General features: G+C 45.2%; 26 protein-coding genes. 16 read left to right on the top strand and 10 right to left on the bottom strand.

What is annotated here, in order from left to right; all coding sequences use genetic code 11:
* Positions 1–14 precede the first annotated feature (14 nt).
* From VC82_RS03595 to VC82_RS03585, 3 genes are all read right to left on the bottom strand, one after another.
* On the bottom strand, positions 15–2573 hold the full coding sequence (locus VC82_RS03595; RefSeq protein ID WP_045801159.1) for a TonB-dependent receptor: 2559 nt from the start codon (positions 2571–2573) through the stop codon (positions 15–17).
* Positions 2554–3465, bottom strand: coding sequence for a FecR family protein (locus VC82_RS03590; protein WP_045801158.1), 912 nt, complete (start codon positions 3463–3465; stop codon positions 2554–2556). Before VC82_RS03590 ends, VC82_RS03595 begins: the two co-directional genes overlap by 20 nt.
* Before the next feature lie 144 nt (positions 3466–3609).
* Positions 3610–4110, bottom strand: coding sequence for an RNA polymerase sigma factor (locus VC82_RS03585; RefSeq protein WP_045801157.1), 501 nt, complete (start codon positions 4108–4110; stop codon positions 3610–3612).
* Between the two features lie 121 nt (positions 4111–4231).
* Between VC82_RS03585 and VC82_RS03580 the strand changes: the two genes are divergently transcribed.
* The 5 genes from VC82_RS03580 to ahr all read left to right on the top strand — a co-directional run bounded on the left by VC82_RS03580 (position 4232) and on the right by ahr (position 10499).
* The gene (locus VC82_RS03580; RefSeq protein WP_045801156.1) at positions 4232–5992 is read left to right on the top strand and encodes a hypothetical protein; all 1761 of its coding nucleotides are present in this window, start codon (positions 4232–4234) and stop codon (positions 5990–5992) included.
* Positions 5993–6241: 249 nt separating this feature from the next.
* Entirely contained in the window at positions 6242–7570 is a 1329-nt protein-coding gene (gene ffh / locus VC82_RS03575; RefSeq protein WP_045801155.1) for a signal recognition particle protein, read from the top strand.
* Between the two features lie 91 nt (positions 7571–7661).
* A complete protein-coding gene (folD, locus tag VC82_RS03570) occupies positions 7662–8549 on the top strand; it encodes a bifunctional methylenetetrahydrofolate dehydrogenase/methenyltetrahydrofolate cyclohydrolase FolD (RefSeq protein WP_045801154.1) in 888 nt (295 codons plus the stop codon).
* Positions 8550–8796: 247 nt separating this feature from the next.
* Positions 8797–9420: a DUF2306 domain-containing protein gene (locus VC82_RS03565; RefSeq protein ID WP_045801153.1), complete on the top strand. Its 624-nt coding sequence runs from the start codon at positions 8797–8799 to the stop codon at positions 9418–9420.
* Between the two features lie 71 nt (positions 9421–9491).
* The gene (gene ahr / locus VC82_RS03560; protein WP_045801152.1) at positions 9492–10499 is read left to right on the top strand and encodes an NADPH-dependent aldehyde reductase Ahr; all 1008 of its coding nucleotides are present in this window, start codon (positions 9492–9494) and stop codon (positions 10497–10499) included.
* Here ahr and VC82_RS15695 read toward each other — a convergent pair whose 3' ends face one another.
* Positions 10500–10925 (bottom strand): VOC family protein, encoded by a 426-nt coding sequence (locus VC82_RS15695; RefSeq protein ID WP_045801151.1) that lies wholly within the window; start codon positions 10923–10925, stop codon positions 10500–10502. It lies immediately after the preceding gene.
* A 60-nt stretch (positions 10926–10985) separates the two neighbouring features.
* Complete coding sequence (locus VC82_RS03550) at positions 10986–11825, bottom strand: alpha/beta fold hydrolase (protein WP_045801150.1); 840 nt, start codon at positions 11823–11825, stop codon at positions 10986–10988.
* A 98-nt stretch (positions 11826–11923) separates the two neighbouring features.
* On the opposite strand from VC82_RS03550, the gene VC82_RS03545 reads away from it, so the two are divergent.
* Positions 11924–12346, top strand: coding sequence for a winged helix-turn-helix transcriptional regulator (locus tag VC82_RS03545; protein WP_045801149.1), 423 nt, complete (start codon positions 11924–11926; stop codon positions 12344–12346).
* Positions 12347–12413: 67 nt separating this feature from the next.
* Here the strand turns inward: VC82_RS03545 and VC82_RS03540 are convergent, their stop codons facing one another.
* Together VC82_RS03540 and VC82_RS03535 are read right to left on the bottom strand one after the other, a co-directional pair.
* Complete coding sequence (locus VC82_RS03540) at positions 12414–12962, bottom strand: hypothetical protein (RefSeq protein ID WP_045801148.1); 549 nt, start codon at positions 12960–12962, stop codon at positions 12414–12416.
* A gap of 32 nt (positions 12963–12994) precedes the next feature.
* Positions 12995–14509 (bottom strand): helicase HerA-like domain-containing protein, encoded by a 1515-nt coding sequence (locus tag VC82_RS03535; protein ID WP_045801147.1) that lies wholly within the window; start codon positions 14507–14509, stop codon positions 12995–12997.
* A gap of 144 nt (positions 14510–14653) precedes the next feature.
* Between VC82_RS03535 and VC82_RS03530 the strand changes: the two genes are divergently transcribed.
* Both VC82_RS03530 and VC82_RS03525 read left to right on the top strand, forming a co-directional pair.
* Positions 14654–15106 (top strand): RidA family protein, encoded by a 453-nt coding sequence (locus tag VC82_RS03530; RefSeq protein ID WP_045801146.1) that lies wholly within the window; start codon positions 14654–14656, stop codon positions 15104–15106.
* 89 nt (positions 15107–15195) lie between these two features.
* Complete coding sequence (locus VC82_RS03525) at positions 15196–15828, top strand: 7-carboxy-7-deazaguanine synthase QueE (RefSeq protein ID WP_045801145.1); 633 nt, start codon at positions 15196–15198, stop codon at positions 15826–15828.
* 86 nt (positions 15829–15914) lie between these two features.
* On the opposite strand, the gene VC82_RS03520 is transcribed toward VC82_RS03525, so the two are convergent.
* Together VC82_RS03520 and VC82_RS03515 are read right to left on the bottom strand one after the other, a co-directional pair.
* Complete coding sequence (locus tag VC82_RS03520; RefSeq protein WP_045801144.1) at positions 15915–16796, bottom strand: hypothetical protein; 882 nt, start codon at positions 16794–16796, stop codon at positions 15915–15917.
* Positions 16797–16842: 46 nt separating this feature from the next.
* Positions 16843–17553, bottom strand: a complete 711-nt coding sequence (locus tag VC82_RS03515; RefSeq protein ID WP_045801143.1) for a class I SAM-dependent methyltransferase — start codon at positions 17551–17553, stop codon at positions 16843–16845.
* A gap of 80 nt (positions 17554–17633) precedes the next feature.
* Between VC82_RS03515 and VC82_RS03510 the strand changes: the two genes are divergently transcribed.
* Positions 17634–18128 carry a YkgJ family cysteine cluster protein gene (locus tag VC82_RS03510; RefSeq protein WP_045801142.1) on the top strand — a complete coding sequence of 165 codons (495 nt, stop codon included), beginning with the start codon at positions 17634–17636 and terminating at the stop codon, positions 18126–18128.
* Between the two features lie 76 nt (positions 18129–18204).
* Positions 18205–19038: a sterol desaturase family protein gene (locus VC82_RS03505; protein WP_045801141.1), complete on the top strand. Its 834-nt coding sequence runs from the start codon at positions 18205–18207 to the stop codon at positions 19036–19038.
* Here VC82_RS03505 and VC82_RS03500 read toward each other — a convergent pair.
* Positions 19029–20279, bottom strand: a complete 1251-nt coding sequence (locus VC82_RS03500) for an exo-beta-N-acetylmuramidase NamZ family protein (RefSeq protein WP_045801140.1) — start codon at positions 20277–20279, stop codon at positions 19029–19031. The two genes, VC82_RS03505 and VC82_RS03500, sit on opposite strands and share 10 nt — an antisense overlap.
* A 3-nt stretch (positions 20280–20282) precedes the next feature.
* Here VC82_RS03500 and VC82_RS03495 point away from each other — a divergent pair, with 3 nt between their 5' ends.
* The 6 genes from VC82_RS03495 to VC82_RS03470 all read left to right on the top strand — a co-directional run bounded on the left by VC82_RS03495 (position 20283) and on the right by VC82_RS03470 (position 26533).
* The gene (locus VC82_RS03495) at positions 20283–21524 is read left to right on the top strand and encodes an ABC transporter permease (RefSeq protein ID WP_045801139.1); all 1242 of its coding nucleotides are present in this window, start codon (positions 20283–20285) and stop codon (positions 21522–21524) included.
* A 225-nt stretch (positions 21525–21749) separates the two neighbouring features.
* A complete protein-coding gene (locus VC82_RS03490; RefSeq protein WP_045801138.1) occupies positions 21750–22730 on the top strand; it encodes a PLP-dependent cysteine synthase family protein in 981 nt (326 codons plus the stop codon).
* 31 nt (positions 22731–22761) lie between these two features.
* Entirely contained in the window at positions 22762–24171 is a 1410-nt protein-coding gene (locus VC82_RS03485) for a CotH kinase family protein (protein ID WP_045801137.1), read from the top strand.
* Positions 24172–24186: 15 nt separating this feature from the next.
* Positions 24187–25479: a M20/M25/M40 family metallo-hydrolase gene (locus tag VC82_RS03480; RefSeq protein WP_045801136.1), complete on the top strand. Its 1293-nt coding sequence runs from the start codon at positions 24187–24189 to the stop codon at positions 25477–25479.
* Positions 25472–26254: an aldose 1-epimerase gene (locus VC82_RS03475; protein ID WP_045801135.1), complete on the top strand. Its 783-nt coding sequence runs from the start codon at positions 25472–25474 to the stop codon at positions 26252–26254. Before VC82_RS03480 ends, VC82_RS03475 begins: the two co-directional genes overlap by 8 nt.
* A 96-nt stretch (positions 26255–26350) precedes the next feature.
* The gene (locus VC82_RS03470; protein WP_045801134.1) at positions 26351–26533 is read left to right on the top strand and encodes a hypothetical protein; all 183 of its coding nucleotides are present in this window, start codon (positions 26351–26353) and stop codon (positions 26531–26533) included.
* The last annotated feature ends 115 nt before the right edge of the window (positions 26534–26648 follow it).

Genomic DNA, 26648 nt, shown 5'->3' with positions numbered 1-26648 from the left:
TTGGGGGTAAAAGATCAAAAACGCACCCTGAAACTGAAATTTGGGGTCAATCCCAACGATATGTTGTCCACCTGTTCTACCTCGTTGTCATCAGAGACCTGATAATAGCGGTTCAAGACATTTTCCCTATCGGTTAGGTTCAACAACGATACTCCTGCATTGGCCTTGATTCTTCTGCTGAGGTCAAAACTGTAGGTGGCCGAGGCATCCAACCGAAAATATTCGGGCAAACGGCTACTGTTCGGCGACTGGTAATTGATTTCTGCAGGAAATGCCAATGGAATCAAAGGATTTTGCTCGTCAGGCTCGGTATAGGGCTTGCCGGTGCGGTAGTTGAGCCCCACGCCCAGTTTTAGGTTGTTGATGTCGTAGGTGCCTGCAACAGTCACCGCGTGGCGCACATCAAGGTTGTTCGGAAAGGTATTCGGGTCGATATCCTCAAAAGTATAGTCGTTCTTGTTGTAGGTATAGCTCAACCAAGTACTGTAATGGTCGCCTTTTTTGTTGATAAGGAATTCGAGCCCTTTGACTTCATAACTGCCGATTTCACCATCAAATTGGTTCTCGTTTTGAAAACCTTGGGTTATGGTACTGATGCCATCAACTTGCTTGTAAAAGGCTTCCAGACCTATATACAGCGAATTCTTGGCATAATTCAATCCTATGGAACCCTGTTTGCTTTGGGTAACTGGCAAAGTACTTTCATCTGATAGCACCCAACGCCTTTTTTCAACCCCGAGAAAATTTTGCTCAAGGTCGATTACCTGATTGGTGTACTGGCTTTTAAATTCGCCCAAAACCTCTGCCCTTACATAATTTGCTACCCTAAAATTCAAATTCAGCCTCGGCTCGAAAATCAATTTAGAGAAAGTGCCCAAGTTGGCAATGTGGTTTGCCCGAACCCCCGTGCTTGCCACAAAAGTATCTTCAAATGAACGATAGGTAATTTCAGAATAGGGCGCATGTACCCTTATGACACCCTTGATGTTGCTTTCGAACTGAGGTGATGTGACCCTGGTAAAATTTCTAATGCCGGTCTCTAGAAACTGATAGCCATTGCCCCAGGTCAGGGCTTCTGAAAGTTCATAGAGGCTGCTTATTTTGATCGAGCTTTCAATGATCCGGTTTCGTTGCGTCAATTGTTGTCGTGGATCGGGCGAGACCCCCAGTGCCTCTAGTTGGTATTGTGTATAATATACATTGAGATTGGTAGACAGTTTGTCTGTCCACTGGTTTTGCATTTGAAGGCCTCCAGAAATGTTGATCTGGTCTAAAAAACTCTGCGAGGTTTGATCGGTCTCACGATTGGTTTCCGTAAAGAGCAAGTAGTTGTCGATACCTATAAAGCTCAAGCGTAGCTTGTGGTCATCGTTGATGTCATAGAGGAATTTTCCTGAGACATCCCAGAAGAAAAAGGTGATATCTCTGTCAAATTCCCTGTCGACCGACTGGTTTTGTTGGTTTTTGACCTCACTGTTTTGAAAGGCGCGACTCTCAAAACTGTTGTAAATGGGGGTGTCTAAAAAATCAGTGGTCGAACGGCGTGCCGAGAGTTGAAAGGCCATTCGGTCGTTGATGGGAAACTGCCCATACACATCGCCGCTGATGAGGTTGAACCCCGCTCCACCGAAGAACTCCCCATCGATATCATTTTTCGTCCACATGCTGATGACACTGCTGACCCCATCGCCATAGCGGGCGGGGGTACCGTTTTTATAAATGGTGACTTGATCGGTCAAATAGGGATTGAAAGCGGAGATCAATCCGAAAAAGTGCCCTGATTGGTACATTTTGATCCCGTTCCAGAGAATAAGGTTCTGGTCGTTGGTGCCGCCACGAACGTTGATGTCTGAAACCGTTTCATCAATGCTTTTGATCCCGGGCAATGCCTGTACGGTCTGCAAAACATCGGGTTCTATCAACCCTGGAAGAATACCCAATTCGCCCGTGTTCAGGGTAATACTGGCATCGTTTTCCTTGACGATTCCTGAGGTAAGAAATTCATAGACAATGACTTCGTCAAGTTTTTCAAAGTTCTGTGCGAGTATGATCTCAGGGCAACCTCCTTTTCCCACCAAATCCTCAACGGGAATATACTTTGTGATATATCCTAAAAAACGGACTTTCAGTGTACCATTTCTTGGAACCTGATTTATTTGAAAGTTGCCAGATTCATCTGTGATAAGGGCAATGTCGCTGTCCAATACTTCCACTGTGGCGCCGGGCACGGTATTCTCGGCAAAATTATCGAGAACCCTGCCACATACCTTTACCAAGGTGTTTTTGACCAAGGTATAGTACCTTTCGTTCAATTTCTTGACCTTGATCTGGGTCTGGCTTTCTAGATATTGCAGAACCGCATTCAGGTCGGTGGATGCGGGAGGGGTTATTTCGACCCCTACTAAATCTTCATCCACGTACGAAAACTTGATGTCATATCGACCTTCAAGCTCGATAAGGAATGTTTTCAGTGATGTTCTAGAGGCTTCTTGGGCATGCAAGGCCATTGGAAAAGAGACCAGAAGCAGTCCCGCCCAAGCTGCAAAAAAGTGATTACGGAGTGTTCTCAGCATAGAAGAGCACGTTATCTTTCCCTAATTTATAACGAATTTGGGAAGGAACACTTATACTTTCTAACGCCAATTTGATGTCTGTGTTGCTAAAGGTGCCCGTAAATAGCTGTTCGGTATTGATGTTTTCAGTTTCGACCTCCATATCGAACTGCCTTTCAAACTCGGCCAGTACATACTTTAAGGGAATACTTCTGAAGCTACTTTCATTGTTCACCCAAGAAGGTTGCGCCATAGTGATGCCAGTGGCATTCTGTATTTTTCCATTGATGGCCACGAACGAGGTGCCCGCAGGCAATTTTTGCTCTGTTTCTTGATAGGTGACACTGACCAGGCCTTCGTAACATGTTACTTCAAAGAAACCATTTCGGTTTTCTACGTTGAATTGGGTACCCAGTACGGTTACCTCTCCATTGTCTGTTGAAACGGTGAATTTTTTTCCTTTGGCGACTTTAAAAAAGGCTTCCCCCTCAAGTGTTACATTTCGCTTCTCGTTCCACTTCTTTTCACTGAACGAAACCCTTGAATCGGCATTCAATATGATTTCTGAGTTATCGGGAAGCACTACTTCAGTACGTTCTGCCAGGTCGGTTCTAAAGGTTTCATCCAAAGAATCCAGATAGAAATACGAACCTGCCAACAGCACGGCGATAACGGCCGCTACGCGCAAGAATTGTTTGAACGGACGCATGGTAATTACCTTGGGGGCTTCTTGCGAAGTCTTTTCCCTTAAGGTGTTCCAAGCTTGCTCAACATCGAATTCAGGGGCCTCCAATTTGTTTGAAGCCTCCACAATTCTCTGGTACGAAGCGTACTCTGGCGACTTTTTAAAAGCTGCCAACTCTTCTTCAGAGAGTTCGTTGTTGAGCCATTTTGCCAAATAATTCTCTTGCATGATTTCTATGCTTTACACAGTTGAAACAACTTACTTTTAAAAAACCCTACTTTTTTTCGAAAATTCCAATCCCGATAGCTATCGGGAACAAATCCCAAATCCCAAACCCACTATTGGAATTTGGTGCTTGATATTTGGTGTTTTCTAGATTCCATCAATCTTTTCCCGCAGCGCTTTCAACGCCAAATGCATCCTTTTTTCAATGGCCTTGACACTGACACCTTCCATTTCGGCTATCTCGGCATATTTCTTTCCATCTATCCTGTTCAACAAAAAAGTGGTGCGCTGGTTCTCGGGAAGGCTGTTCAGGGCATCGTCCAATTTTTTCTGGAACTGCTTTTCCTCCAGTACATATTCTGGAGACTCGTGCGAAATTGACTTCGAATGCTGGTCAGCATACTTCAACCGCACCTTTTCAGCCTTGATAACATTCAGATACAGATTATTGGCTACCGTATATAAGTACGATTTTGCCTTATCTGGGGATACCTTGGCACAGTTTTCCCACAATTTTACGAAAGCCTCTTGTACCGCATCGTGGGCCTTCTCCTCATTACCGAATTTATAATATATGTAGTTGAATACCGTTTTTGAATTGGCCTTGAACACAGAGCTGAATACCTGCTCTTCACAAACATTGTCCATCTACGGTGGTTAGGTTAACAGTTTCCCAAAGATATTTTAAAAAAAATTAAAAATTGGGGTAGGGTATTTCACAAGATGGTTGTTTTAGGGTTGTACTAACAATGAAAAAGTCCAAATCGTTATGAAAAAGTTGATCAATAGCTTACTGTATGCAAGCCTATTTATGGTGGCACTGAGCTTTACCTCGTGCCAAGAAGAATTTGAAGAAGTTGGTGGTGACCAACAAGAGACGCTGATGGCGGGCTCGAACACCGCTGATTTGATTGTAAAGACTTCCACGAACGACGGTTCTTTTGACAATATTGTCGATGGTGCCAGTTGTATTGCGGTGAAATTCCCCTATACCGTTGAAGTAGGTGGTATTCAGATTACCATCGATTCTAGGGAAGACCTACATTTGATCGAAGAGATTTTTGATGAGTTCGATGATGATGAAGATATTTTGGAATTTCTTTTCCCCATCACCATAACCCATGGTGATTTTACCGAAGTAGTCATCGAGAACAAGGCACAGCTTCGTGAATTGGCCGAAGAATGCCGAGAAGGTGGCGAAGATGATGATATTGAGTGTATCGACTTTGTCTACCCGATTACCCTGTTCACTTTTGATATAAACGAACAGCAGACCGGCACGGTGGTCATTGAAAGTGACAAAGACATGAGAAGGTTCTTTGAAGGGCTTGGTGAGAACGACCTTATCGGTATTGATTTTCCTGTGACCTTAAAGAAATATGACGGCACCGAGATCGTGGTCGACAGCAATGCCGAGTTGGCAATGGCCTTAGAAGCTGCCAAAGACGAATGTGATGAAGATGATGATGATGATTACAATGATGATGATTTCGACGAAGAGCGTTTTGATTTCTGTTTGACCCAGTGCCCATGGCAAGTACGCGAAGTGGTACGTGATGAGGTAGCCTTGACAGACCAGTACCTTGAGTATCTTATGAACTTTACCGAAGACGGAAAGGTTACCGTGATCGATAGGGCCGGTAATGTCTTGAATGGTGTATGGAGCGTACGCTTTACCGACCGAGGACCCCTTTTGACCCTTGAGTTTGACATACTTGTTGACTTCAACCTAGAGTGGTTGGTCTATGAAGTGGGCGAGCATACCATCAAGCTACATGCTGAAGGTGGCAACAAAATAATCATGAAGCAGCTTTGCGATGATGATGAAACCGACCCCAACTCACTTAGGGAAATCTTGAAGGAGTGTGAGTGGGTCATCAAAAAGGTCAAGAACCAAGGTGAGGAAATAGACAGGTTGCTCGGTTACGAATTCAAGTTTATGGCCGAGGGTGTGGTAACCTTGAGCAATGGAGAGAACACCTCAGAAGGTTCTTGGGAAATTGGTTATAACTCAGAAGAAGTAATATCACTGTTGATAACCTTTGGTGATGAGCCTGCCGTTAACTTCGAATGGCCATTGAGAGATTTGGCTAACGATCGTTTGAAGTTTGAAGTGGATGAAATCGGTTATGAGTTGGTACTACAACGTGTCTGTGATGATAATGCCAACGACGGCGATGTGGTTGAGATAAGAAATATATTTAAAGAAGGAGATTGGACCGTGGCCCTTTATAAAGAGGGTGAGGTCGACACTACCACTGATTTTGCTGGGTTTACTTTCAATTTCACAATGAACCATTTAGTGGTGGCAACTTTAGGAGATATGGGAACGGCCACACCGGGATTATGGAGAGTCTTAAGAAATCATGACAACATGTTGAAGTGCTATTTGAATTTCGGTGGCGACCATGACCCCTTGAGCGAACTTACAGACGACTGGTACTTCGAGTCAGTTACCGATACCAGAATTGAACTCCAAAGTGAAAGTGGAGACGGTACCCTTGAAACACTTGTATTTGAAAGATTATAAGCAGTTTTTGCCCCCGATCTTTCTGAAAAGGACAGCTTGCCCCAAAGCTGTCCTTTTCTTTTTACTCTCGCGCATCCCGATAGCTATCGGGTGGGAATCTCTTCCATGTGGACAGGATGTTCATCGCGTATGCGTGAATCTCTATTTTCTTTGAAGAATAAATCTATCTTCCAAACACTTACCTGGTTTCAACGAAGCCATTCCATTAGTTATTCTTAAATTTGTGCTCCTTAAAAATGATGCGAGCATATGTTTGATAACTTAAGCGAAAAACTCGATAAAGCCTTACACGTACTAAAGGGTCGCGGTCAGATTACAGAAATCAATGTGGCCGAGACCATGAAAGAGATACGCCGTGCGCTGTTGGATGCCGACGTTAACTTCAAAATAGCCAAAGAGTTCACCAATAAGGTCAAAGAAAAGGCCCTTGGGCAGAATGTGCTGACCACCTTGCAGCCGGGCCAATTGATGGTCAAAATCGTTAAGGATGAACTGACCCAGTTAATGGGGGGCGAGGCGGAAGAAATCGATCTTTCGGGCAACCCAACGGTTGTTTTGATGTCAGGTCTACAAGGTTCGGGTAAGACCACCTTCTCGGGCAAACTGGCCAATTACCTGAAGAAGAAAAAAAATAAGAAACCATTATTGGTGGCCTGTGACGTGTACCGCCCGGCGGCCATTGACCAATTGCACATAGTCGGCGAGCAAGTAGGCGTCGAGGTGTATTCAGATAGGGGCAACAACGACCCTGTGGCCATAGCCAAGGCAGGTATCAAACATGCCAAAGAAAACGGTCAGAATGTGGTTATCATCGATACCGCTGGTCGCTTGGCGGTCGATGAGCAGATGATGACCGAGATCGCCAACATCCACAAAGCCGTTGAGCCGCAAGAAACCCTGTTCGTGGTCGACGCCATGACGGGCCAAGATGCGGTGAACACGGCCAAGGCGTTCAACGACGTGCTGAACTTCGATGGGGTCATTTTGACCAAACTGGATGGTGATACCCGTGGTGGTGCGGCCATTTCGATCAAATCGGTGGTTGACAAGCCCATTAAGTTCATCGGTACCGGCGAAAAGATGGAGGCCATCGATGTTTTTCACCCGTCCCGTATGGCCGACCGTATTTTGGGCATGGGCGATGTGGTATCGCTTGTTGAGCGTGCCCAAGAGCAATTCGATGAAGAGCAGGCCCGTAAGATACAGAAGAAGATTGCCAAGAACCGTTTCGGCTTTGATGACTTTCTAAGTCAGATACAGCAGATCAAGAAAATGGGCAACATGAAAGACCTTATGGGCATGATTCCCGGTATGGGCAAAGCCCTTAAGGGCATAGATATCGACGATGATGCCTTTAAGCATATTGAGGCCATGATACATTCGATGACACCCGATGAGCGCGCCAATCCCTCAAAATTGAATTCAAGCCGTAAAAAACGAATCGCTGCCGGCAGTGGCCGTTCCATCCAAGAAGTGAACCAACTCTTGAAACAGTTCAACCAAATGAGCAAGATGATGAAGATGATGCAGGGCGGCGGTGGCAAAAAAATGATGCAGATGATGCAAAACATGCGATAGCACGTTTTGACTGTTAATTGTTTTAATGTTTATGGTTGCAGGTTAAACCCATGCCAAACCAAAAACTTAAAACCAGAAACTTGAAACAACCATGAACATCTTGGACGGAAGAAAAATATCAAACCAAATCAAAGAAGAAATCACCGAAGAGGTGGTCAAAATGAAGGAAAGGGGCGAAAAGGTTCCCCATTTAGCCGCTGTTTTAGTGGGCAATGACGGTGCAAGTCTTACGTATGTTGGCAGCAAAGTACGCTCTTGCAAGAAAATTGGATTTGAATCCACATTGATACACCTTCCTGAAGAAACCACAGAGGAAGAACTATTGCAACAGGTTGAAAAATTAAATGCCAATCCAAATATTGATGGCTATATTGTTCAGTTGCCCCTTCCAAAGCATATTGATGAGCAAAAGGTGTTGATGGCAGTGGATCCCGATAAAGATGTGGACGGATTTCACCCCACTAACTTCGGAAAGATGGCGTTGGATATGGAGTCGTTCATTCCCGCCACCCCGTTCGGGATTATGGAACTATTGCATCGCTACAACATAGAAACCGAGGGCAAGCACGCCGTGGTAATCGGGCGTAGCCATATCGTCGGGCGTCCCATCAGTATTTTGATGAGCCAAAAAGGGAAGGCAGCGAATGCGACTGTTACCTTGACCCATAGCCGAACCAAAAACTTAAAAGAGTTGACACTACAGGCTGATATCATTGTTTCGGCACTTGGGGTGCCTAATTTTCTGAAGGCCGATATGGTCAAAGAGGGTGTGGTCGTTATTGATGTGGGCATCACCCGTGTACCCGACGATTCAAGGGAAAGGGGATACTACATTACCGGTGATGTCGATTTCGAAAATGTGGGCAAAAAAGCGTCCTATATTACACCCGTACCCGGTGGTGTAGGGCCCATGACCATTGCCATGTTGTTGAAAAACACCCTTTTGGCCAGAGAACGCCATAAGGTTGCAAGCACTTGATTTTTAGCTTCTTTATGCCATCGAAGTGGTCTATTCGTCCTCTACGGGAGTAATAACATCAATATCGTTGTCCCCTTCATCATTGGTACATCCCATAACGGCAAGTGAGCCTAAAAAAACAGCGATCAGCAGAAAAATAGTCTTCATGTTTTTTCAGATTTGGTTGCTTCTTTTTAAACGGATTGGAGGCTAAATTCTTGTTATTGAAGCCATTTATTCGATAAATTGCCATATCAATGTAAAAGACATGGCTGGTCGAGGTAATCAGGTGGCGTGGTTTGTCTTCGCTTTTTTGGCGATAGGGGTTGGTCTATATCCTTTGTTCTACGTTTTTGGAGGAAGGGAAATGGGGCTGTTGTTGAGTAAATCGGAAACGCTCTTGTCGAATAATCTTTGGAATGTTGGTTTCTATGGACATATCATCTTTGGAGGTATCGCCTTGCTCACAGGATGGTCACAATTCAGTCAAAAACTACGTGCTAGGCGCCTAAATCTTCATCGGAATTTAGGAAAGGTCTATATTTCAGCAGCCCTGATAAGTGGTATTTGTGCAATATATATCGGGTTTTACGCCACCGGTGGTTGGATCGCCTCAGTGGGCTTTATTCTATTGGGCATCATATGGCTTTATACCACACTTGCCGCCTATCGTGCCATAAAAAGAAAAGATACACAACTGCACCAAGGCATGATGATCTATAGTTATGCTGCCTGTTTTGCGGCGGTCACGCTTAGGTTATGGTTACCTTTTTTGGTTTTTGTGTTCGGTGAGTTTTTGGTCGCGTACAGAATCGTGGCATGGCTTTGTTGGGTTCCCAATCTCTTTTTCGCCTACTATTTGGTTAAACGAAAAGGGATTGTACTCGGATAGCCTACGTCGAATCACCTTCCTGTCTTACAGTTCTTGGATTATTACGTATCTTATAGCTAAAATGGATATACATGAAAATCAATGCGTATGCCGCCCATAAAGCCGGTGGAAAATTGGAACCTTTTGAATATGAGTTAGGTAATTTGGGCAGCGAACATGTCGATATAAAAGTTCATTATTGCGGTTTGTGCCACTCTGACTTGAGTATGTTGAACAATGATTGGGGTCTCACCCAATATCCCTTCGTGCCCGGACACGAAGTGGTCGGTGAGGTGGTCGCCGTGGGCGATGAGGTGAAAAACCTCGAGGTGGGCGACAAGGTTGGCCTTGGCTGGTTTTCAGAGTCGTGCATGCACTGCAATCAATGTATGGATGGTGCCCATAACCTATGCCCAACCGTAGAACAAACCATCGTAGGACGGCATGGAGGTTTCGCCGACCATGTGAGGTGCCACTGGTCTTGGGCAACACCTTTGCCAGACGAAATCGATTTGTCAAAATCAGGACCGCTGTTTTGTGGTGGAATCACAGTTTTCAACCCCATTGTGCTGTCAGGGGTAAAACCAACTGACCGAGTGGGTGTAATAGGCATTGGGGGTCTAGGTCACATCGCATTAAAGTTTTTGCACCATTGGGGCTGCGAGGTCATTGCCTTTTCTTCAAATCCAGATAAGAAAGAACAGATTTTGAAAATGGGGGCCGATAGGGTCATCAATTCAAGGGATCCCAAAGAACTGGAAAGTATTGCCGGCAGCCTTAACTTTATTTTGAACACTACCAATGTGAGTTTGGACTGGAATGCCTATCTGACCACCTTGGCCCCAAAGGGGAAACTACATACCGTTGGGGCGGTTTTGGAGCCCATGGGAATACCGGCCTTCAGTTTGATCGGTGGGGAGAAATCGGTTGGGGGAAGCCCACTGGGAAGTCCTTCACTGACCCGAACCATGTTGGATTTCTGTGTACGGCACGATATTTATCCTGTGGTCGAAGAATTTCCGATTGAGAAAGTAAACGATGCAATCGAACATCTTGAGGCGGGCAAAGCCCGGTTTAGAGTGGTATTGAAGGTTACGTGATTATTTGGCAAACAGTTGTCCCATATCTTTGAAAGCCTTGAATTCCAACGCATTTCCGGCAGGATCTAAAAAGAACATGGTTGCCTGTTCGCCCACTTCGCCCTTAAAGCGAACATACGGTTCAATGATGAAATCTACCCCTTTCTCCTTTAAATCCTTTTCAAAGGATTCGAAAACCTGCCAAGGCAACACTACTCCATAATGCGGAACGGGCACGTTTTTACCATCTACGGGATTGGTATACAATTCTTCCTGTGATTTCGGTTTGTAATGGATGACCAATTGGTGGCCAAAGAGGTTGAAATCGACCCAATGGTCGCTGCTACGGCCCTCTTCACAACCCAAAATCTCTCGGTAAAATGTGCGGCATTCATCTAAATTATGCACTGGTATGGCTATATGAAAAGGGGTAATTTTTTCTGTCATTACAAACGAAGTGAAGTATTCTGTTGGATAAAAATAACAGATTACGGTGTCCTTAACAATTTAGGATTCCAAAAATGCAACAATTTTCTCATTTACTTCTTCCTGGTGCATCGAATGGCCTAGTCCCTCGGTGGCTACCAATTGACTGCCAGGCCAATGGCGATGTACTTTTTCAGATGCGGAAAAAGGCACTTGAAGGTCTTTCTTGTCATGAAAGAGCAGCCCTTTTTTGGTATTGTTGGCAACAAAACGGGCGCTTGAGAATTCGTCTATGTGCAGGCCGAACCACTCTTTTAGGTATTCGTCCATGGCCTTCATCACCCTGTTGTTGAACTTTAGTATCTTTTGAAAATGGTCCATAATCTCCGAAAAATCGCAGGGGGATCCAATGGTAACGATTTTCTCTACTGAAGAAGTGGGATTTCGGTAATGGTCATAGAGAATGGTCATGCCACCGACCGAGTGGGCGACCACATGGGTGGGACGGTACTTGTTCAAAAAATGCCGTGTGGTATTGGCATACAGGGGCACATGTAGCTTTTTTCCGGCGGAATAACCATGCCCCGGGGCATCAAAGGCCAAAATGTCAAAATCGTGCTCCCTAAGTTTTTTGATAAGGTTTCGCCAACGATAGGTATTGCTCTCCCACCCATGGAGCAACAGCACCGTCTCTTTTTTGCCAGGCCAACGGTATGACTGTATTTGTTGCCCCAAAACTTCTTCAACGGTAAACTTCGCGGCTTCCAGATACTCTTTTTGAATGGATTTGACCCGCCCTTTTCTAACGGTGGTGAAAATATCAAAGGCGGTTTGGGCCGCTTTTCTTTTGCTGAAAAGGGCAATTAGGTTTAGCCATTGGCCGTAGAGTAGGGGAATTATTAGGGTCTGTAGTTTTTTCATTCAGGTTACTTTTAGTAACTTACTCTTTTAAGGAAACTAAAAATAGGTATTCCCACGTTAAGAAAAAAGAAGTCACCCGGCACAAACTAGGTAGTATTATGGAAACTGTTACTGAAAATCAAGAGGTTACAATGACAAAAAAGTTGGAAAAAATGTTCGGTCATTTAGATTATAAGAATCCGCCCGAACTGTGCCCCGTACGAGACGTGATGTCGGTGGCTTCTGACCAGTGGAGCATTCTGATATTACTTTGGCTGGGCTACTTTCCGGTATTGCGTTTCAACAAGTTGAAAAAATACGTGTACGGCATCTCAAACAAGGTGCTGAGCCAGCGTCTGAAAGTATTGGAAGCCGACGGCTACATCAGCCGCAAAGCTTATGCAGAGGTGCCCATACGTGTGGAGTATAGTTTGACCGACTTCGGGAAAAACTATGTAAAGCGTTTACTGAGCTTAGCGGAATGGATGCAAGAGAACAGTCCAAAGGTGTTGGCAAACCGTGAGAAATATGGGTTGGTGTAAGTGATTCTGGGTCTAGAAACCAGACTTAAGACTTTAGTAGAGCCTGAAACCTTGAACCCGAAACCTTTTAGTCCCACCCGATCATCAAGTATTTGATTTTGGCCCCATCGGGAATCTGTACCGCTTCTATGTTTGAGGAGGCATAGCGAAGATTAGCGGGCAGCTCACTTTTGTCAATGGTAAAGTACATATTGGTCTCTTTAACAAAAATGACCACGTTGTTGAGTGCCGTAACCACTTTTTTGATGGTGTATCGGTCTTTGATGTCTTTAAAGGTACTGTTGAGACCAATGCCCTCTTCAGAAACAAAGCGGGAATCCATCACTTGAATATTTTCAATGGTCGCCAAGCTATCATTTTTGGGTGTAAGCGTGAGAAGATGCTTGCCTCCCTTCTCATAAACCTTTATCTTATTGCTCCCTGAGCCGAGCTTGGTGCTGAACGTGTCCCTTACGATAGAGTCGTCTGCATAGATCAATTCCAAATCCTTTGCCAAACTTGCTTTTTCCAGTTTGCCCACTTTTTCATCGGTGATCAAGAAAACAGGGTCTTTTCGCTCGCAGGCACTTGAAAGTGTTAAAATCAGGGTTCCAAATAGCAAATAATATCTTTTCATTCGTCTAAAAACTAACAACTAACATCCAACACTTACCGAATAACTTTTTTCAAAACCCCCAGCACTCCACGAATAAATGTGGCACTGGTCAGCACCTTCACCACAGGGTTCATTCGTGTACTACGGCGACGGGTAGAAGTGCTTCTTCGCGAAGTGGTTTTTCTGGTCTCTTCTTTTTCCGCTTCTTTTTGGGCCTTTTCGATTTTCTCATTGAGCATCTCATAGGCGCTCTCGCGGTCTATTTCCTCATTGTATTTTTTAATGAGTTTTGATTGGCCGATAACCTCTTTGAGCTCTTTGTCGGTGAGCACATCCATACGGCTCATAGGGGCACGTAGCATGGTTGCCGCAAGGGGAGTAGGTCGGCCTTTTTCATCCAAAGCGGAAATCAGCGCCTCGCCAATACCCAACGAGGTCAAAATCTCCTCGGTTTTGTAAAATTCAGAATCAGGATAATTCTGTGCCGTCAGTTTAATGGCCTTTCGGTCTTTGGCCGTAAACGCGCGCAGTGCATGCTGTACTTTTAAACCCAATTGTGCCAATACATCATCGGGCACATCGGTGGGGTTTTGGGTCACGAAGAACAGTCCGATGCCCTTTGAACGTATCAATTTTACAATGCTCTCGATTTGATCGAGCAGGGCCTTTGACGCGTTGTCAAAGATCAAGTGTGCTTCGTCTATAAACAGAACAAGTTCAGGACGGTCGCTGTCTCCCTGTTCGGGAAAGGTCGCATAGATTTCGGCCAAAAGGCTCAGCATAAAGGTAGAGAACAGCTTTGGCTTGTCTTGAATATCGGTTAGGCGAATAATGTTGATGTAGCCCCGGCCGTTTTCATCGATACGAACCAGATCATCGACCTCAAATGATTTTTCGCCAAAAAAGAGGTCGGCACCCTGCTGCTCCAATTCAATGATCTTTCTGAGGATGGTGCCCGTTGAACTGGTCGATATGCGGCCATAATCTTTTTGAAATTCCTTTTTTCCCTCGCCCGTGGCATACTGAAGCACTTTTTTGAAATCTTTCAGATCCAATAAAGGCAATTTGTTGTCGTCACAATATTTGAAGACCACTGCCACTATGCCTTCTTGGGTAACGGTCAGGTCTAAAATTCTGGATAGCAGTACTGGGCCGAACTCAGAAACCGTTGCACGAAGTCGAACGCCATCTTGCTCAGAAAGTGAGAGAATTTCGACCGGAAACCCCTTGGGTTCAAAAGGAAGCCCAATGGCCTCATGGCGCTCATCGATTTTTGGGTGCCCCGGACTGGGTCGTGCGATGCCGCTCAAATCTCCTTTTAAGTCCATGAGTAACACAGGAATACCCTTTTCAGAAAGGTTTTCAGAAATTACCTGCAAGGTTTTCGTCTTGCCGGTACCTGTGGCCCCTGCGATGAGCCCGTGGCGGTTCAGGGTTTTCAAGGGCACCTTGACAAAGGCCTTGTTCACCGTTTCGCCATCGACCATACCCGCACCCATGGTGATGTAATCGCCTTTCATGGCATAGCCTTTCTCAATATGTGCGAAGAATTTTTCTTTGTTGCCCATTGTTGGTTCGTTTGCGATAAAAATAGGGAAACGAATTATGAATTACGAATTACAAATTATGAATTGTGAATTAATAGGAGTCACTGCATAATTAGGTGTATTCGTGGTAATTCGTGAAATTAGTATCCAATCAAATTATACAAAATGAAAAAAATCATATTCCTGACGTTACTTATGGCCTTGATCAATGTGGTTGCTGGTCATTCCCAAGAAAAAACGGAAATCATTTTTCACAAATCCCCTGACCCTGAACGACAAAAAGCCCCGTTCAGCGAAGCTGTTCAAGCAGGCAACCTATTCTTTTTGGCAGGGCAGATCGGTATGGATAGGTCTGTAGGCAAATTGGCCGAAGGAGGCGTGCAGGGCGAGACCGAACAGGCCATCAAAAACATTCAAACAGTCTTGGCCCGACATGGTCTGACGTTGGACAATGTGGTGAAATGCACGGTAATATTGAGCGACATCAACGATTTCAGGGCTTTTAACGAGGTATATGCCAAGTACTTCACCAAAAAACCGGCGCGTACCACCTATGCGGCTGCAGGGTTGGCCGTGGGCGCCAAAATTGAGATTGACGTGATTGCAGTCAAGGAGTAGACAGTTGATAGCAAACGCTGGCCGTTTTTATGGCTCTAAATGGACCACTGAAAAACCGCTTACTGCAACTTTAAAACTATCTTTGCAGTATGATTGCAAACGATGTAATGGATTTGGTAGAAAAGGGCCTGATGCTTCCCCTTATGGAAGAATTCTACACCATACAAGGTGAGGGCTATCATAAGGGAACTGCTGCTTATTTTATTCGTATTGGGGGGTGTGATGTGGGTTGCCATTGGTGCGACGTGAAAGAAAGTTGGGATGCAGAGACCCATCCGCCGACCAACATCGGCAGCATTGTGGCTAATGCCGCCAAATACTCAGATACCATAGTGGTTACAGGCGGTGAGCCACTTACCTGGGATATGGGCCCCTTGACCGCATCTTTGAAGAACAAAGGACTCAAGACACATATCGAGACCTCGGGCGCTTACCCCTTGACCGGGGTTTGGGACTGGATTTGTCTTTCCCCAAAAAAGAACAAGTTACCCGTAGGAAACATCCATCAAAAAGCACATGAACTGAAAGTGATCGTGTACAACAAACACGACTTCAAATTTGCTGAAGAGCAAGCGGCAAAGGTGGGCAAGAACTGTATTCTTTACCTACAGCCTGAATGGAGCGTACGGGAAAAGGTAACGCCCCTTATCGTCGACTACGTGATGCAACATCCGAAATGGAAGGTGTCGCTGCAGACGCACAAGTATTTGAACATTCCTTAGGTTCGCTAAATGTTTGATGGTGCTGATAAAGACACAAAAGTTAAGTCCCAAAAAGGATTGTGTTGAAAAATCAGAAAACCAAAAACCTATTGCCCTCCGTTGTTCTGAAGATCCAGTACACATTCAGAATCCAGCCCTGGTACCGCTGACAATCCACGGGCAGTTTGTTGTTCAAGCATTTTCAGCACGGTTTGGCCTTGCAGCGAGCAAGCAGATGCAATCCCGTTTTTTGATTTAATCGTGGAACTTGATTTGCCGGCCACACTGAACCGCAGTTCGGCCTGCATCAGGCAACCATCGACATTGCAATGGTTTTCTGACTCACCGTCTTCGTGGGCGTTGACCGGCACGGTTCCCAAATTGACCAGTCCGAACAAATGCCCAAATTCATGGTTGAGGGTGGCCGTTTCAACATCGGCATCGGTAATGGTCAAACTTCGACCCGCAATGGTACGAATGGTTTTCTCATGGATGACCATTGAAGTGTTTCTGTATACCGCCCCTAAGGTTACAAGCCCCTCGTCTTCGTCATCATCTTCAGAAGGCGCATCGGCAAAATAGATATAGATGGCCAAGGTTGAACCATCATTATAGGCCGTGCGGTTTTCCTCCTCTAAATCGGCAATTTCCTGTAAGGTCAGGCTCTCTTCATTTGGTGATGGCAGCTCTTTGTAGATGACCTCAATATCATCTTTGAACGTGTATTGGCGCAAATAGTCTTGAAAATTGTCCATGGCCTCTTGGGTAGGCCTAAAACCGGTAACATAGGCGGCCTCTATCAAAAGCTTGTCAAACTTTTCGTTTGAAAGAATGTCATTGGCCGATGCCCCCGTGGCCAACAAGTTGGCCGATTTGTCAACCGTGCCGTTGCCGTCATCATCGTTTCCGGCACCTCCTCCATTATCGTTGGAACAAGCCAAGGCGAAGGTGAACAATAGGCCCAAAAGCGGAAAAAAGAACTTTTTCATATCAATTGTTTTCTAGTTTACAAACGAGGATTCATCGAATCTAGTATCATTTTTTCAGTGTCAATCTTGCCAAATAGTCGTAATGTTCGCCCTGGCTTACAAGATCACAGGTAAAACCATGTGCCATCGCGGCATTTTCCAAGGTGTTGAAATCAAGATAGAGCCAGTAAAAGGAAGGGCTTTTTTGGCCCTTGTATTCCATGGTGAACTCCACTTCGCCATAATAATCCCTGTCACCGGGAATCCATACCCCTCCATCGTCATCCTCTTCATACATATAGATGATGTTGCTAGAATCCATCAGCACTTGGCCGCCAGGGTTGAGCAATTTTTTAAAATGCTCGAGATAGGTAACCAACAGTGCCAAGCGGCCCACGATTCCGATTCCGTTCATCAACAACAACAACGTATCAAAAGTTGTTCCAGAATAGTCCAGTACCCCGCAATGAACGGTCTTTTCAATGCCAAGTGACCTACAGGTGTCGATGGCACCTTTTGAAGAGTCAAGGGCCGTTACCTTAAATCCATGGTTTTGAAGCCAAAGGCTGTGCGGTCCTGCTCCGCAACCGATATCCAAGACGCTGCCCTTGCACAACTCCAACGCCTTCTGCTCCAACAACGGCATTTCTTCAAAAGCACGAAAGAGATAGGAAAGCGGCATTACATCTTTCCCGGCCACAGATGAGTGGGTTTTGATGTTTTTCCAGTCGTTTCCCTCGAGATAATCCAACAGGGCTTTTCCAAAAATATCTTCCATTTTAGGGCATTTGCACCACAAAAGTGGGACTTATTTTGTTAGCAAAGGTTTAAAGCCGATCCAATCGTTAATTTTGCCATATGCAGAAACTGCTGGCAGATTTACCCAACAAGGCGAAAAAGAAGAAGGCCGAAAATAAAAAATTCTTCTCCAAGCTCAAGAGGCGACCGCCCAAAGATTTGGATTATGTAATGCAGGAGCTACATGAAGAAGCGTTTTCGCAAACGGATTGCCTGACCTGTGCCAATTGTTGCAAGACAACCGGCCCCTTGTTCACCCAAGCGGATATTGGGCGTATTGCCAAACATTTTAGAATGAAACCTTCAAAATTCATCGATGCCTATTTGAGGGTTGATGAAGACCAAGATTATGTATTGCAACAAGTGCCCTGTGCTTTTTTGGGTGCTGACAACTACTGTTCTATTTACGATATACGGCCAAAGGCCTGTCGCGAGTATCCGCATACCGACCGAAAAAAGTTTCACCAAATAACAGATCTTACCCTCAAGAATGTGGCTATTTGTCCGGCGGCCTATGATATAGTGGAGAAGATGAAGAAAAGAATTGATCTATAGTAGTCGGTAGTATGTGGCTGGCGGCCCGATGGTTTAAATTTGGAATTTGGGCCTTGGAATTTGTAATTTTATTGAAATGGAACAGATCATCACCTACTTTGAGAACATTCCCCCATTGCACCGAACGCTTATTTTGGTCGGGGGCATCACCTTTTTCTGGATTCTGGAAGGTATTGTACCGCTTTTCAGCGTCAAGTACAAAAAATGGCGCCATGCCATGCCCAATTTCTTTTTTACCCTGACGACCATTTTGGTGAATTTTCCATTGGCCTTTTTGTTGTTGCAAACGTCTGATTGGGCCGTTCAAAATGATTTTGGCATCATTAATTGGCTGCCCGAAATGCCACTTTGGCTGTATGTGGTTTTGGGGGTTATGCTGTTAGATCTTATCGGTGCCTACACGGCCCATTGGGTCGAGCACAAGGTGAAACCGTTTTGGATGATCCATCTCGTGCACCACACCGACCACAATGTTGATACGACCACGGCCAATCGCCACCATCCATTGGAGAGTCTTATTCGTTATGTCTTTACGCTTTTTGGGGTTTTTATCGTGGGTGCGCCCATAGGGATCATCATGCTGTACCAAAGCCTTTCGGTGGTGCTGTCACAGTTTAACCATGCAAACATTCGCTTGCCCAAAAAGGTTGACAATGCCCTGAGTTGGGTCATTGTCTCGCCCGATATGCACAAGGTGCACCACCACTATGTATTGCCCTATACCGATTCGAACTACGGCAATATTTTTTCGATTTGGGACAGGCTTTTCGGAACCTACATGAAACTTGACCCCGAGAAAATCGTATATGGGGTCGACACCTTTCCCGATGAAAGAGAGAACAGCAGTGTCTGGGGGTTGTTGAAACAACCCTTTCATAAGTACCGCAAGCCGACAACGGGTCAATCATAAATCAAATACTTCTCCCTTATTTTCTTAAACCTTTCCAAATCTTTTTGCCAAGAGGCCTTAATCTCCGCTTCTGAAAGCCCTGCTTCGATTTGCTGCTGTAATTTTGCAGTACCGGCATGTCTGGTGAAATTGTCGGTATTGAAGACTTTTGATTTGTCCAATGCATTTTGATGGGCATCGATGACCCAGCGCACAGAGACTTCATTCATTCTTGGATGTTGTGATAAATCTTTTCCGTGGCAGACCTTGCCCTCTTCTTTTGGGAATTTTGAACCAAAATTGGGTCGGGGCACATAGCTGAAGTCATATTTTGTACTATCTAAGAAAGAAGCTCCGTACCGCTGAAACTGAAATTCGGTACCACGGCCCGCGTTGATGTTGGTTCCCTCAAACAACCCGAGGCTGGGGTACAGGTTAATGGCAGTATCGTTGGGCAGGTTTGGCGAGGGCCGTATGGGCAAACTATATTCGGTCTCATGTGTCCAATTTTCAAGGGAAATCACCGTTAAATCGGCCTTTAAACCGTTTTCAAGCCACCCTTCGCCATTTACCATGGTTGCGTATTCGCCGATGGTCATTCCGTATACCAGGGGAATGCAGTTCATGCCCAAAAAGCCGGTATGCTCTTCTTCCATGGTGGGCCCATCGACATAATGCCCGTTCGGGTTGGGCCTGTCGAGCACCACTACCGGAATGCCTTTTTCGGCACAGGCTTCCATCACCAATTGCAATGTGGCAATGTAGGTGTAGAAGCGAACACCGACATCTTGAATGTCGAACAGCACTACATCGAGATCTTTCAGTTGTTCTTGCGATGGCTTCCGATTTTTTCCGTAGAGTGAAATAATGGGCAATCCCGTTCGGGTATCCATTCCATCTTTCACTTTTTCACCCGCGTCCGCTTGGCCACGAAAACCATGTTCGGGGGCAAACACTTTTTCTATGGACACATCCAAAGAAAGCAACGAATCCACCAAATGGGTGTAGGTTGTAGAATCTTGGAATTTGGCATTTGGTATTCGAAATATTACTGATGTTTGGTTGGCGACCACCCCCACATTTTTATCCTTTAGCAAAGAAAGATAAGCGTCCGTTCTATTGGCGGCCACCATTACCTTTCCTGTCTCTTTTTTGGAATTTGCAAGGGGATGGCTTGAATTTGAAGTGTGCTTCTGTCCGCAGGCAGCAAGCACAAAAACAAACAAGAAAACTGTACTTTTGAAGAAGGATAAAACGGTCATTCGTTGAATTTAGAACTTTTTATTACCAAGCGCCTCATTAAAGGGGCATCGCATAAAATTAGCATTTCGGCCCCGATAATTAAAATCGCCATCGCCGCGATTGCCATCGGTATTGTAATGATGCTGATCGCCATTGCCACCAGTGCTGGCCTGCAACGAAAAATCAGGGAAAAAGTGGCCGCCTTCAATGGACACATCCAGATTTCAAACTACGACAACAACAACTCAGAGGTTTCAACGGTACCGGTTTCGACCCAGCAGGATTTTTACCCAGAGTTCAAAGACGTTGAGGGCATTGCCCATGTGCAGGCCGTGGCCACCAAACCGGGCATTATTCGAATGGAAGACACCTTTGAGGGCATGATTGCCAAAGGGGTGGGCCGCGATTATAATTGGTCGTATTTTGAGGAATATCTTGTCGATGGCAGGCTTCCCGATTATTACGGTGACCTGAATGATGAGGTTTTGATATCACGATTGATGGCCAATCGATTGCAACTGAAGGTCGGTGATACCTTTTCGGCCATTTTCTTACGCGAGGGAGACCCTTCAAAGATGCCCAACAATCGGCGGTTTAAGGTAGTGGGCATCTACGATAGTGGTTTTGATGAGTTTGATGCACAATATGTTTTTGTGGATATCCGCCACATTCAACGGATGAACCGGTGGGAAGCCGATCAAGTGGGCAATTTTGAGGTTTTCTTGGAAGATTTTGATCAAATCGACCAAAAAAGTGCGGAAATCTATAATAAAACACTTTCTAACCTCGATACCCGTGATATCAAGAGCAAATACTTTCAGATTTTTGAATGGATCGGTCTTTTCGATTTCAACGTGGCCTTGATAATCGGCATCATGATTATTGTGGGCGGCATCAATATGGTCACGGCCCTTTTAGTATTGATCTTAGAGCGCACCCAGATGATAGGAATTCTCAAGGCCTTGGGGGCACAAAATTGGAGTATCCGCAAAGTTTTTCTGTACAATGCCGCCTATTTGATAGGAATCGGACTTTTTTGGGGGAATGTCATCGGATTGGGGATTCTACTTCTCCAGCAGAAGTACCGGTTTTTAACGTTTCCCAATCCCGAAGAATATTATATTGACTATATACCGGTCTATATTAACCCAATGGCCATATTGTTGCTCAACTTGGGGGTAATGCTGTTGTGCCTATTGATGCTGCTGCTGCCCTCTTATGCCATCACCAAGATCACGCCTGTAAAGGCCATTAAGTTTGAATAGGCCCCGTATCCCCCAAAGGGGGGAATAATTGATATACGCTAAAAGTATCAAGTTCAAGCGGCCAGTTCAAATATAAAATCGCACACTACCTCTAAAATGATTTATTCGTTGCAATTCGCGAACTTCGTGTCACAAAAAAGTTTGTGATCTGCAACCAGAAACCAAAGAAACTTTAAACCCAAAACCTTTAAACCCGAAACCAGAAATTCTATTTTTGCACCCATTATGGAATATGCTGAAAACATTCTGGAGACCATTGGCAATACGCCCTTGGTAAAACTCAACAAGTTAACGGCCGAACTGCCCTGCATGGTCTTGGCCAAATACGAGACCTTTAACCCCGGCAATTCGGTAAAAGACCGTATGGCCCTTCAAATGATCGAAGATGCGGAAGCCGATGGAAGGCTAAGGCCCGGCGGCACCATTATCGAGGGTACTTCGGGCAACACGGGCATGGGGCTGGCCTTGGCCGCCATTGTAAAGGGGTATCGCCTTATCTGTGTGATCAGTGATAAACAGTCCAAAGAAAAAATAGACATTTTGAAAGCTGTGGGCAGCGAGGTACACGTATGCCCGACCGATGTGGCACCCGACGACCCGAGAAGCTATTATTCTACCGCCAAACGATTGTCAGAAGAGATACCGAATTCGTGGTACGTGAACCAGTATGACAACCCCAGCAATGCCAAGGCACATTACTTGACCACTGGCCCTGAAATATGGCGACAGACCGATGGCAAAGTGACCCATTTTGTGGTGGGTGTCGGTACCGGGGGCACCATATCTGGTGTGGGAAAATATTTAAAGGAACAAAATCCCGAAATCAAGGTCTGGGGTGTTGACACCTATGGTTCGGTATTCAAAAAATACCATGAGACGGGCATTTTCGATGAGAATGAGATATACCCTTATGTTACCGAAGGCATTGGGGAGGATATTCTTCCGAAGAACGTGAACTTTGATATAATAGACGGTTTTACAAAGGTTACCGACAAAGATGCGGCCATCTATACCCAACGGTTGGCAAAAGAAGAGGGTATGTTCTTGGGCAACTCGGCCGGGGCTGCCATTAAGGGAGTGTTGCAGCTAAAAGAACACTTCACCAAAGACGATGTGGTGGTAGTGCTCTTTCACGATCATGGCAGTCGCTACGTGGCCAAAATGTACAATGATGACTGGATGCGAGAGATGGGCTACATCGAGTAGATTTTGGTATCTTGTCGGTTAAAATATCGACATGGCAACTCCCATTTTTCGAAAAAACCTCCTGTTTCGTTTCCTTTTCTTGACGGTATTTATCCTGATTTTTGCATGCGATAGTGATGACCCAGTGCTTACAGACGATGATGTGGGGCAAGAGCCCGACGATCCGATTGCTTTGCAGGATAAATTGCCACAGTTCATGGTGGACACCCAGGGGGGAACAATTGTCGATGAGCCCAAGATAAGCTCCCAGACCACCATTACAGTGGCCGGCGATGTAGTTTATGAAGGAAATATAGGCATCGAGTTTAGGGGCGCCTCTTCACAGGCACTCTTCCCCAAAAAATCATACGGACTTGAAACATGGGATGAAAATGGCGAAGACATCGATGTCTCGTTATTGGGTTTTCCAGAAGAGGAAGACTGGATTTTATATGGTCCCTACAGTGACAAATCGTTGCTTCGCAATATATTGATATATGACCTTTCCCGTGATATAGACCGTTATGCCAGTCGTTGTCTTTTTGTTGATATGACCCTCAATGGGGTTTACCAGGGCGTGTATGTGTTTATGGAAAAGTTGAAGCGGGATGGCGCCCGTATCGATATCAGCAAACTGGATGATGACGAAAATACTGGCGAAGACCTTACAGGCGGCTACATATTAAAGATTGATAAAACGGCCGGCAATAATTTGGGCGAGGGGTACAATGAACTCAATTCGTTCGTATCTGCCTATCCTCCGCAGAATGCTGCAGCGGGTCAAGAAGTTTACTTTTTGTACGAATATCCAGATGCAGAAGATATCACCGTTGCCCAAAAAGCATATATTTCCCAATATGTGGCAGACTTTGAGTCTGCTTTGGCCTCAGATGATTTTACCGATCCCGATACAGGGTATACGGCCTATATAGACGTTGCAAGTTTTATAGACTTCTTTCTATTGAACGAACTGTCGAACAACGTCGATGCCTACCGGTTGAGTACCTTCATGCACAAAAACAAGAACGGTAAATTGAAGATGGGCCCTATTTGGGACTTCAATTTGGCCTTTGGCAATGCCAACTACTGCAATGGAGGCGACACCAATGTTTGGGCCTATAAGTTCAATGAGCGGTGCCCCGACGATTTTTGGTTGGTTCCTTTCTGGTGGGATCGTTTTATGAAGGATCCAACTTTTGTAGCCCAGTTAAAAGAACGTTGGCTAATGTTGCGGTCGGGGGCCTTCGCCGATACGGCCATTCAGGCAAGAATCGATGGCTATCTGGCCGAACTCGAAAAAGCGGGTGCAATAGAGGCCAATTTTACTGCTTGGCCGGTGTTGGGTTCTTATGTTTGGCCCAATAATTTTGTGGGCAACTCGTATGATGAAGAGGTAAATTATCTTCGCGATTGGCTAGCCCAAAGGCTCACATGGCTCGATACACAAATCAATAATTTATAAAACGGCTATAACTTTATGAGACGAATTCTATTGACGTTCTGTTCGGTGGCCCTGATCCTGCCATTGTCGGCACAAAAACTTTCAAGAACGGAAAAGAAAATCATCGCTTCGGTTGAAAAATACAACCAAGAGGCCATTGCATTTTTGGAAAAAGTGGTCAATATCAATAGTGGCACGCTCAACCTAGAGGGGGTCAAGAAAGTGGGCTCGGTATTCGGGGAGGCATTCGAAAGTATCGATTTTGAGACCCGATGGATAGAAATGCCGCTTGAAATGAACCGAGCAGGCCACTTGTTTGCAGAGACCACGGGAAACAAAGGAAAAAAGTTGTTGCTCATCGGCCATTTAGATACGGTATTCGAAGAAGATAGCCCTTTTCAAAAATTTGAGCGGATCAACGACAGTATTGCAAAGGCCCCGGGTGGTAACGATATGAAAGGTGGCAATGTTATTGTACTGTATGCACTTAAGGCCTTACATGAAAACGGATTGCTTGATGACGCCCAAATTATTGTGGCCTTTACCGGTGATGAGGAAAGCACCGGAAAACCCTTGGAAATTAGCAGAAAAGACTTGGTAGAAGTTGCCAAGCGCAGTGATGTGGCCTTGGGTTTTGAAACTTCCACAGGCTTCAATTATGCCACGGTTGCCAGACGGGGTGCCTCTGGCTGGGCACTCGAAGTAGGGGGCAAGCGCGCCCATTCCTCCGGGGTGTTCAGTGATAGGGTAGGAGCAGGGGCCATTTTTGAAATGTCGAGGATCCTTCACCAATTTTATACCGATGTAAAGGGTGACGACCTGCTTACCTTCAACCCCGGAATATTAATGGGCGGTACTTTTGTAGATTTTGATGAAAAGACCAGTAAGGGAGAAGTATTTGGCAAGAGCAATGTTGTGGCGCAAAAGGCAATTGCAAGGGGCGGACTCCGCTTTATTTCTGAAGAACAGAAAGAACGCGCAAGGGAAAAGATGCGTGAAATCGTGGCCCAAAACCTTCCCAAGACCTCAGCTTCGATTTCGTTTACCGACAGCTACCCTGCAATGGAACCTACAGCGGGCAACAAAAAATTGTTGGAGCGCCTGAACCAAGTGAGTCTTGATCTGGGGCAGGGCCAAGTACTGCCCTACGACCCCGGCAGAAGGGGTGCGGCCGATGTTTCGTTCGTGGCAGCGTACGTTGATTGCCTTGACGGTTTGGGCACCATGGGCTCGGGGGCCCATACCCCAGAAGAGACAGTCAATCTCAAAACCATCGAAGATTTGACAAAAAGAACGGCCATCCTCATTTATAGGCTTATCAATGAGTGAGAAGGTAACGTTACGCTTGGGCCAACAGTCGGTGGTCATCGATAAAGGTGAACTGATCAGCTACCAAGTCGGCGGACATGAGTTTATACATCAAAAGGGGAGTCCTGGTTGGCGAAATGCCGATACCGAGATGTTTCCCATCATCGGGCCTACGAACGAAGCAAACTTTGCCGTTCAAGTGCCACGGGGCAATGCCATATTGGACCAGCACGGACATTTGAGGGAAATGGAATATACACGAGTTTCACAATCTGAAACAACGGTATCCTACAAGAAGGAATACACTGCGGGCACGCCTGTTAAAAATTCAAAATTCCCCGAAAAATCAAGGCGTCAGTGGCTTATGTGGCCCTACAGTTTTGAGTTTGTGAAGACTTTTTTTCTTGGTAAGCAAGGTCTTGAAATCACCTTTACCATCGGTGGTGAAAAAGACATGCCGTTCATGTTGGGCTACCATCCGGCGTTCAAGGTCCATACAGACCAACCTATCATATCGGCAGCTGAAAAATATATTTCTTTGGATGAAGTACTGGAAGTGGGCAGCCGGGCCCTACAGATTGATGATTGTGAGAAAATCATTCTTGAAGATGAAAGGCAATTGACAATTCAGACCGAAGGTTTCGGCCATTTTATGCTGTGGACCGAGGTGCGCAATATGGTATGTATCGAGCCGATAACTTTTTACCCCTATGCCGTACCCCAACAGAAACTCCACCAAGGCTTCGATTATGTTCAATCAGAGCCAAGAAAGTTCAAGGTAAAACTCTTACCTTGATGTATTCATGAGAAATGTTAATGAAATCACAATATTTTCTTAATTTTTAACGCTATTATTTCTACATTAGGGGGATAATAATACAAGTAATACTTGATGCTTAGAAGATTTATTGAAAGAGTAGGTTTGATGAACTGCATTATGCTATTGGTCGTTATTTCGATTATCATCACCTCAGAAATTCTTTTCCTACAGGGAAAAAAGATGGATGCCATTTTTGTGGCATTTTGGGCACCGACCATATTGGGTTTTATGAATTACCTCAAGTACCGTAAGTAATGGATTTTATACTGATATACTCCATTGTGGTGGCGATAATTTTTATGGTCTGGTTGTTCTTTGTTATTAGAATGTACCGAAAGCTAAACGAATAAGTATACCTGCACAATCTGCT

This window comes from Flagellimonas lutaonensis (assembly GCF_000963865.1).
Taxonomy (GTDB): domain Bacteria; phylum Bacteroidota; class Bacteroidia; order Flavobacteriales; family Flavobacteriaceae; genus Flagellimonas_A; species Flagellimonas_A lutaonensis.
This window is presented reverse-complemented; position numbering and strand designations above follow the sequence as displayed.